This is a genomic window from Bradyrhizobium sp. P5_C11_2 (assembly GCF_054049755.1).
Genome location: NZ_JBFULT010000352.1, coordinates 1 through 7,961 on the forward strand (window position 1 = coordinate 1; position 7,961 = coordinate 7,961).

General features: G+C 66.1%; 7 protein-coding genes. 1 reads left to right on the forward strand and 6 read right to left on the reverse strand.

Features of this window, described 5'->3' with window-relative positions; translation table 11 throughout:
- From ACXJL8_RS27155 to ACXJL8_RS27170, 4 genes are all read right to left on the reverse strand, one after another.
- On the reverse strand, positions 1-702 hold a 702-nt coding region (locus tag ACXJL8_RS27155; RefSeq protein WP_456685901.1), incomplete at its 3' end, for a molybdopterin molybdotransferase MoeA.
- A gap of 227 nt (positions 703-929) precedes the next feature.
- A complete protein-coding gene (locus ACXJL8_RS27160; RefSeq protein ID WP_456622490.1) occupies positions 930-1,151 on the reverse strand; it encodes a hypothetical protein in 222 nt (73 codons plus the stop codon).
- A gap of 201 nt (positions 1,152-1,352) precedes the next feature.
- On the reverse strand, positions 1,353-1,976 hold the full coding sequence (locus tag ACXJL8_RS27165) for an HAD family hydrolase (RefSeq protein WP_456622489.1): 624 nt from the start codon (positions 1,974-1,976) through the stop codon (positions 1,353-1,355).
- 14 nt (positions 1,977-1,990) lie between these two features.
- A complete protein-coding gene (locus ACXJL8_RS27170) occupies positions 1,991-3,118 on the reverse strand; it encodes an alpha-hydroxy acid oxidase (RefSeq protein ID WP_456622488.1) in 1,128 nt (375 codons plus the stop codon).
- 309 nt (positions 3,119-3,427) lie between these two features.
- Between ACXJL8_RS27170 and ACXJL8_RS27175 the strand changes: the two genes are divergently transcribed.
- Positions 3,428-4,765, forward strand: coding sequence for a S41 family peptidase (locus tag ACXJL8_RS27175; protein WP_456685902.1), 1,338 nt, complete (start codon positions 3,428-3,430; stop codon positions 4,763-4,765).
- A gap of 76 nt (positions 4,766-4,841) precedes the next feature.
- Here ACXJL8_RS27175 and ACXJL8_RS27180 read toward each other — a convergent pair whose 3' ends face one another.
- On the reverse strand, positions 4,842-5,597 hold the full coding sequence (locus tag ACXJL8_RS27180; RefSeq protein ID WP_456622486.1) for an SDR family oxidoreductase: 756 nt from the start codon (positions 5,595-5,597) through the stop codon (positions 4,842-4,844).
- Positions 5,598-5,906: 309 nt separating this feature from the next.
- On the reverse strand, positions 5,907-7,961 hold a 2,055-nt coding region (locus ACXJL8_RS27185), incomplete at its 5' end, for a putative bifunctional diguanylate cyclase/phosphodiesterase (protein WP_456685903.1).

Sequence of the window (7,961 nt, forward strand, 5' to 3'; positions counted from 1 at the left end):
GCGGATGCCGGCGGTGGTCGCCTCCAGCGTGTCGGCGGCAATGCCGAGATCGATGGTCTCCGCGCCCTCGCCGCGGGCGAGCGCGTGCAGGGCGTAGCCGTTGGAATAGACGATCTGCCCCGGGCCGGGTGTCGTCCCCGGCATCACCAGCTCATCACCGGTGGCGAGGATCGCGACCTTCGGACGGCGGCGGACGGGAAGCTCGGGGTGGTTCATGCCGGCGGCGAGCGCCAGGCCCCGCTCGGTGAGGCGGGTGCCCGCCTTCAGCAGCACATCGCCCTCGCGAAAATCGACGCCGGCGGGGCGTATGTGCCGTCCGGCGATGGCGGCTTCCCTGATCGTGATGCGCTTGCCGTCGGCGACCGTGTCCTCCTGGATCACGACTGCGTCGGCGCCGTCGGGTACGACGCCGCCGGTGAAGATCCGCACTGCTTCGCCGGCGCCGACCGATTTCGCAAACGGCCGGCCCGCCGCGACCTCGCCGACCACGGTCAGCTGGGCGTCGACCTTTGCCGCATCGGCCGCGCGCACGGCATATCCGTCCATCGCCGACATCGCCTGCGGCGGCTGCGTGCGCCGCGCCGCGAGGTCGCGCGCGAGCACGCGGTGGAAGGCCTCGGCGAGAGCAATCATCTCTTCGGGCAACGGCTCCACGCCGGCCAGCACCGCGGCGAGCGCGTCAGAAACCGGCATCAAGGCCACGGGGGAAGACTCCTGCTGGGCACGGTCGGGCGGATGAACGGCGACGTTCTAGCCGAGCGCGGGCGCGGAGGCAAAACGGCGACGAGGCAGGATGATTCATCCGGCCCGGTCTATTCGGCAAGAGGGGGGTGTCAGGTCCGGCGCGGCATGATCCGGACAACAAGAACGATCGGCACCAGCGTGGCCATGGCGAGAACGAGAACGACCAGAGCCACGGCCAGCATCGATCAACTCCTTGTCTGCGCGCCCGGACTGAGGTCGGTCGCCACGTCAGGCGAAGCTACGTCAGGAGCCTTGGGGCCCTGATCCTTGTCGGGCAACGGATCCGCCTGTGATTTCAGATCGGCTGCCTTGCGCACGAGCTTGGCGGAAAGGTCCGAATCTGAGGTCGTCCTGGCGAATTCAAGGAGAAGAGAGGCCTGCTTGGTGAGGTAGGTCTTGCCCAACACGATGATGCGTCCGTCCGTAGAAGTCCCGACGGACTCAAGAGTCCGGAAACGGGCATTCCGTTCCCGGAACTCTGCATAAAAATGCACAAAGTGGTTTGGTTCCTCATTTTCGAGCCAAGGTTCGAGCCAAGGTTCGAGCCAAGGTTCGAGCCAAGGGTTCCGGGGAACTCCCGGTTCCACCCGCCAGCCCATGCGCCTGGATCAGATTCCCAGCGCCTTGAGCGCGTCTCCGACGTCGCGGGGCGACGTCACATGCACCGCGGTCAGGCCGCACGCCCGCGCCCCCTCGACGTTTTCGGCGAGGTCATCGAAAAACACGATACGCCTTGCCGGCACGCCGATCGCCGCCACGACATGGTCGAAGGCTGCCGCATCCGGCTTGCGCAGGCCGATGCTGGACGACAGGTACAGCTCGCGGAAATGGCCGAGCAGGTCGGCATACTCTCTCGAGAAATAGTCCACATGCGGACGGTTGGTGTTGGAGAAGGCGTAGACCGGCATCTGCCTGGCCGCGCGCGGCAGCAGCTCCGCAATGTCGGGCATCTCGCCGGCAAAGATCGCGTTCCATCCTTCGAGGAACTGCGCATCCGAAATGCCGATTCCGAGCGAGGCGCGCAGCGAGGCGAAATAGTCCTCGTCGCTGATCTTGCCGACCTCATGCAGCCGGTAGGCATCGTCGCGCACGTAGCGCGCGACGATGGCCTCGGGCTTGCAGCCGGCATGTCCCGCCCAGCAGGCGATCGCCTTGGAGAAATCGATGTCGAGCACGACGCGCCCGAGATCGAACAGAAGCGCATCCGCGGCTCCCGGAGAGAGCGATGTCATTGCGTCCTTTCAGGTCAGTAGCGATAGGGCTCGTCGTGGAACAGCGGGAACGCGCTGAACACGCTCGGCGGGTTTGTCGCGGTTGCCGGGTGCAGGCAGGACTTGTTCACCTCGGCGAACGAGGTGGCCCCCAACAGGCCGAGGCAGCGCAGCACCTCGTCCTCCAGGAGCTCCAGCATTCCGGTCACGCCGGCCTCGCCGGCGGCCGCCAGCGCCCAGCATTGCAGCCGGCCGATGCCGACGAGGTCGGCGCCCGCCGCGATCGCCTTGACGATGTCGGTGCCGCGGCAGAAGCCGCCGTCGACCATGATCCTGGCGCGGCCCTTCACCGCCTCGACGATCTCGGGCAGCACATGCATGGCGCCGCGGCCGTGATCGAGCTGGCGGCCGCCATGGTTGGAGACGTAGATCCATTCGACGCCGTGATCGACCGCGATCTGCGCATCCTCGGCGGTGGCGATGCCCTTGAGGATCAGCGGGATCTTGAACTTGTCCTTGATCATCTTCACGGTCCGCCACTCCAGACCTTTCTGGAAATCGCCGCCGGTGGCGCGCAGCCGGCTCTCGCGAACGTAGCGCTTGGCGATGTCACGTTCACGACGGCTGTAATGGGCGGTGTCGACGGTCAGGCAGAAGCCGGCGTAGCTGTGCTTCACGGCGCGGCTGACGACATCCGCGACGAAGTCATCGTCGCCGCGGACATAGAGCTGGAACAGGCGCAGCGCATCGGGGGCGGCTTCGGCGGTCTTCTCCAGGCCGGGCTCGGACACCGAGCTCAGCATGTGCGCCGCGCCGAAGGCGCCGGCGCCGCGTGCCACGCTGGCAGCACCATGGGGATCGAAGATTTCGAGCGCGCCGACAGGGGCCAGCACCACCGGCAGCCGCATCTTGCGGCCGAACTGCTCGACGGAGCCGTCGATCTTGCGCACGTCACGCAGCACGCGCGGGCGGAACGCGATCTCGTCCAGCGCCATGCGGTTGCGGCGCATCGTGGTCTCGGTCTCGGCGGCGCCGATGATGTAGTCCCAGGCGTTCTGGTTGAGGTTGGAGCGCGCCTTCCGGATGAATTCGTGCAGGTTCTGGAACGGCTCGTTGCTGGCGCCGAGTTCGACGTTCCGTTGCGGCCGGAGCGCTTCGTTCATTGTTGTGTCCTCCCGAGAATTTGAAGCCTTATGCCATCGCCTATCCCGTCCGGCGCGCCAAAACTATCCTAAAATCGCATGGCTGCGAGGCGTGGACCGGTCGACCGATTCCCGCCCTGCGCGAGGCGGTCCGCGAACGTTGCCAAAAGTTTAGGCCCGGGCGAAGGGATTTTTGCGGTGTACCCGCCGGACGGGCGGGCCGGCCTTGAAGAAACCAGATTGGTATTGTGAGAAGCTGGCTGGATCGCCATTTGCATGGCGGCTTCCAAGCCCCAACAGAACCGCTAGAGCAAAAAGGCCAGCCTACCCATGCGGAAAACCCTGCTGTTCCCACTGGGCGCGCTCACCGGAGCGTGTCTGACCCTTTTGGCATCCGGTCCGCAGAGCGGATTATGGGCGGCACGGGCGGCGGCTGGCGCGGACGACGCCTATTCCCAGCTCAATCTGTTCGGCGAGGTGTTCGAGCGGGTGAAGGCGAGCTATGTCGAGAAGCCCGACAATTCCAAGCTGATCGAAGGCGCGATCACCGGGATGGTGACCTCGCTCGATCCGCATTCGCGCTACATGAACGACAAGGCCTGGACCGAGATGCAGGAGACCACCTCCGGCGAATTCGGCGGGCTCGGCATCGAGGTGACGATGGAGGAGGGCCTGGTCAAGGTCGTCTCGCCGATCGATGACACGCCGGCGTCCAAGGCCGGCATCATGTCGGGCGACTTGATCAGCAAGATCGACGGCGACGCCGTGCAGGGCATGACGCTCGAGCAGGCCGTCAACAAGATGAAGGGCCCGGTCGACACCAAGACCAAGCTCACCATCGTGCGCAAGGGGGCCGATGCCCCGCTCGACGTCGCGATCACGCGCGAGATCATCCATGTGCGCCCGGTGCGCTTCCACGTCGAGAACGGCGACATCGGCTATATCCGCGTCACCTCGWTCAACGAGCAGACCACCGACGGTCTGAAGAAGGCAATCGCCTCGATCTCCAAGGAGGTCCCGCCGGAGAAGCTCGCCGGTTACGTGATGGACCTGCGCAACAACCCGGGCGGTCTGCTCGACCAGGCGGTCTCGGTGTCCAGCGCATTCCTTCAGCGTGGCGAGGTCGTCTCGACCCGCGGCCGCAATCCGGAGGAAACCCAGCGCTTCACCGCGCATGGCGGCGACCTGACCAAGGGCAAGCCGCTGATCGTGCTGGTCAACGGCGGTTCGGCCTCGGCTTCCGAGATCGTGGCGGGCGCGCTGCATGACCACAAGCGCGCGACGCTGATCGGAACGCGCTCGTTCGGCAAGGGCTCGGTGCAGACCATCATTCCGCTCGGCGCGGGCAGTGGCGCGCTGGCATTGACCACGGCGCGCTACTACACGCCGTCGGGCCGCTCGATCCAGGCGCAGGGCATCGCACCCGACATCGAGATCCTCCAGGACGTGCCGGCCGAGCTGAAGGGCCGCGTCGACACCATGGGCGAGGCCTCGATGCGCGGCCATCTCTCGGCCCCCGACGGCACCGAGCAGACGGGATCGCAGTCCTATGTTCCGCCCGAAGAGAAGGACGACAAGGCGCTGCATGCGGCCTACGACTTCCTGCACGGCGTCACCGTGAACGCCGCGGCCGCGAAGCCGGCGCCGAAGACCGCGGTGCCGAACTAAGCGTTTACGATTTCCAGACACCTATCGCCCGGGAGCGGATGACCGCTTCCGGGCGAATTCGTTTTGGGACGCTGTCTCAGCTTGGATTCATCGCTGCAAAGGTCGCCTCGTAGCGGCCGTCACGCTCGGCCCAGCGGCGGGCGCGGTCGCGTTCGACCAGCACCTCGTCGCGGGGATGAACCCGCAGCTCCAGCAATTGCGTGACTTCCGCTATGTACGCGTCGAGCGGCATGGCGCGCGCGTCGCTCGCCTGCTGTGCGCCGGTGAGCTCGGTCTGCACATAAGGCGGCGCGAGCTCCAGCACCTCGACCGGGATATTGCGGAGCTGATGCCGCAGCGACTGCAGCCAGGAGTGCAGGAATGCCTTGCTGGCGCAGTAGGTCGGGAAGTCGGCGCGGGGCACGAAGGCGAGGTTCGAGCTGGTCGCGATGATCGTCGCATGCGGCTGTCCTTTGAGAAGCGGCAGGAACGCCGCCGTCACCCGCAGCACGCCGAGAATGTTGGTCGCCACGATGGCCTCCGCATCCGCGGCATCCCAGCCGTCGGCCGTCATGTCCTCCGCTCGCGAGATACCGGCATTGGCTACCAGCACGTTGAGCTCGGGGAAGCGTGTGCGGATTTGGGTCGACAAGCGGGGCAGGCTCGCGGAATCGTCTAGGTCGAGCGGTAGGCCGATCAGGCCGGGGCGTTCAGCCGTGATCTGATCGAGCAGGGCCTGCCGTCGCCCTGTAACGATGACGCGATTGCCGCGGTCGTGGAAAGCCTCAGACAGCGCGCGGCCGATTCCGCTGGTGCCGCCGGTGACGAGGATCGTATTGCCAGTCATCTTCATGGTTGCCTCTCAATGGAGTTGAGGGCCACGGCAACCTTGGAAACTCCCAATGGCGAGCCATCCGACAGGACAGCAAACATCGCGGCGCGTGTGAGGCGTGCCGGAAGAGGCGTCTTGAACGGATGTGCAAGCAGGGAGAGTGATGGCATGACCGTGGCGTCTCGTGAATCGAGAACTCCCAGCTGGGATCCTCTCGACAAAGGACGCGTTGGATGACGGTAACGCCTACGGCAGTGCCGTGTCGGCAGCTGCWCGGTGGAGATACATTGGCTGGGCGTAACGATCAAGCCTGAAGGGCGGAGCGAAGGCCTAGCCGGCCTCGCGCCGGCGGCTCTCCGCGCCGCCGCGCTGGGCGAGGCGGCTGCGATGCAGCGCGAACAGATCCAGCACCTCGTCGGCCGGTTTCGCGGCGCTGAACAGATAACCCTGCATCTCGGAGCAGCCGAGCGTGCGCAACAGGCGCTGCTGCTCCTCGGTCTCGACGCCTTCGGCCGTGGTGGTCATGCGGCGGGCGCTGGCGAGGTTGACGACGGCCTGCACGATGCTAGCGGAGCCGTCGGGGCCGGCGATGTCGTTGACGAAGCAGCGATCGATCTTGATCTTGTCGAACGGGAAGCGGTGCAGATAGCTCAGCGATGAGTAGCCGGTGCCGAAATCGTCCAGCGCGATGCGCACGCCGATGGCGCGGAGCTGATGCAGGATCGCAAGCGCGACGTCGTCGTCACGGATCAGCACCGCCTCGGTGATCTCGAGCTCGAGCCGGCTCGCCGGGAAGTTGGAGGCGGCGAGCGCCGCCACGATCTTCAGGGCGAGCGTGCCGCTCTTGAACTGCACCGGGGAGACGTTGACGGCGAGGCGGATGTCGTCGGGCCAGGTCGCTGCGTCCCGGCAGGCGGTCGCCAGCACCCATTCGCCGATCTCGTTGATCAGGCCGGTGTCTTCGGCGATCGGGATGAATTCCGCCGGCGAGACCATGCCGCGCTCGGGATGGCGCCAGCGCACCAGCGCCTCGCACCCGGTGATGCGATCGTCCTTCAGGCTGAGGCAGGGCTGGTAGTAGACCTCGAGGCCGCCTTCAAGCCCGCCTTGGGCGATGGCGTAGCGCAGGTCGGTCTCGAGCTGCCGCCGCTCGCGGACCTTGGCGTCCATCTCCGGCTCGAAGAAGCGATAGGTGCGCCGTCCGGCGGATTTGGCGGCGTACATCGCCATGTCCGCGTTCTTCAGGATCTGGTCCAGCGCCGTCCCGTGTCGTGGCGCAAGCGCAATGCCGATGCTGGCGTCGGTGGTGAGATGATGGCCCATGCAGTCGAACGGCGCGCGGATGGCTTCGAAGACCCGCGCGACCAGGTCGTTGACCTGATCCACCGAGGTCACCGGGCTCTGCACGATGGCGAACTCGTCGCCGCCGAGCCGCGCCACGAAATCTGTCGGACCGGCGCAGCGGTTGAGGCTCGACGCAATTGACTTCAGGAGCTCATCGCCGACGAGATGTCCCAACGCGTCATTGACGCCCTTGAATTCGTCGATGTCGATGTAGTGCACCGCGAGTTCATCGCCATGGACGGTGTCCGCCAGCGCCTCGCGCAGATGCTCGTGGAACATGGTGCGGTTGGGCAGGTCGGTCAGGGCGTCGTAATGGGCGAGGTGGGTGATGCGCTCTTCCGTGCGGCGCCGCTCGGTGATGTCCTCGTGCGTCGCCACCCAGCCGCCGTCGGTGAGCGGTTCGTTGACGACCTGGATGGAGCGGCCGTCGGCGGTGTCGACCACCATGGAATTTCGCACATGGATGTCGCGCAGCACACGCGCGACATACGCGTCGACGTTGCCGGTGAAGGAGCCTGTCGCCTTGCGATGCGCGATGATGTCGCGGAAGCTGCAACCGGGTTTCACGATTTCGGCCGACAGCCGGTACATCTCGACGTAGCGCTGGTTGCACACGATGAGCTGCTGCGAGGCATCGAACAGCAGCAGGCCCTGCGTCATGTTGTTGACCGCGCGGTCGAGGCGCTGCTTCTCCAGCATCAGCCGCTCGCGCGAGAGACGATGCTGCTCGAGCAGCTTGCGCACGATCGCGATCAGCACGCCGGCGATGGCGAGCGCGGAGGCGCCTGCGACCGAGATCAGGATGACGATCTGCTCGCGCCAGTCCGTCAGCGCCGCCGCGCGCGTCGTGGTCGCCATCATCAGGATCGGGAAGTGGGGCAGGCCGCGCGCCGAGATCAGACGGTCCTCGCCGTCGACGGGGCTGATGAAGCGGCCGGCGAAATGATCGAGACCGAAGATCCGCTGCTGCTCAAACGAGCCGTTCCTGAAATTCCGTCCCATCAGTTCACCGGAATTGGGGTAGCGGGCGAGCAGCGTGCC

Excerpts from the sequence above, each read along its gene's own strand:
- ACXJL8_RS27165 (WP_456622489.1), bottom strand. The coding sequence starts at position 1,976 with ATGACATCGCTCTCTCCGGGAGCCGCGGATGCGCTTCTGTTCGATCTC.
- ACXJL8_RS27170 (WP_456622488.1), bottom strand. The coding sequence starts at position 3,118 with ATGAACGAAGCGCTCCGGCCGCAACGGAACGTCGAACTCGGCGCCAGC.
- ACXJL8_RS27180 (WP_456622486.1), bottom strand. The coding sequence starts at position 5,597 with ATGAAGATGACTGGCAATACGATCCTCGTCACCGGCGGCACCAGCGGA.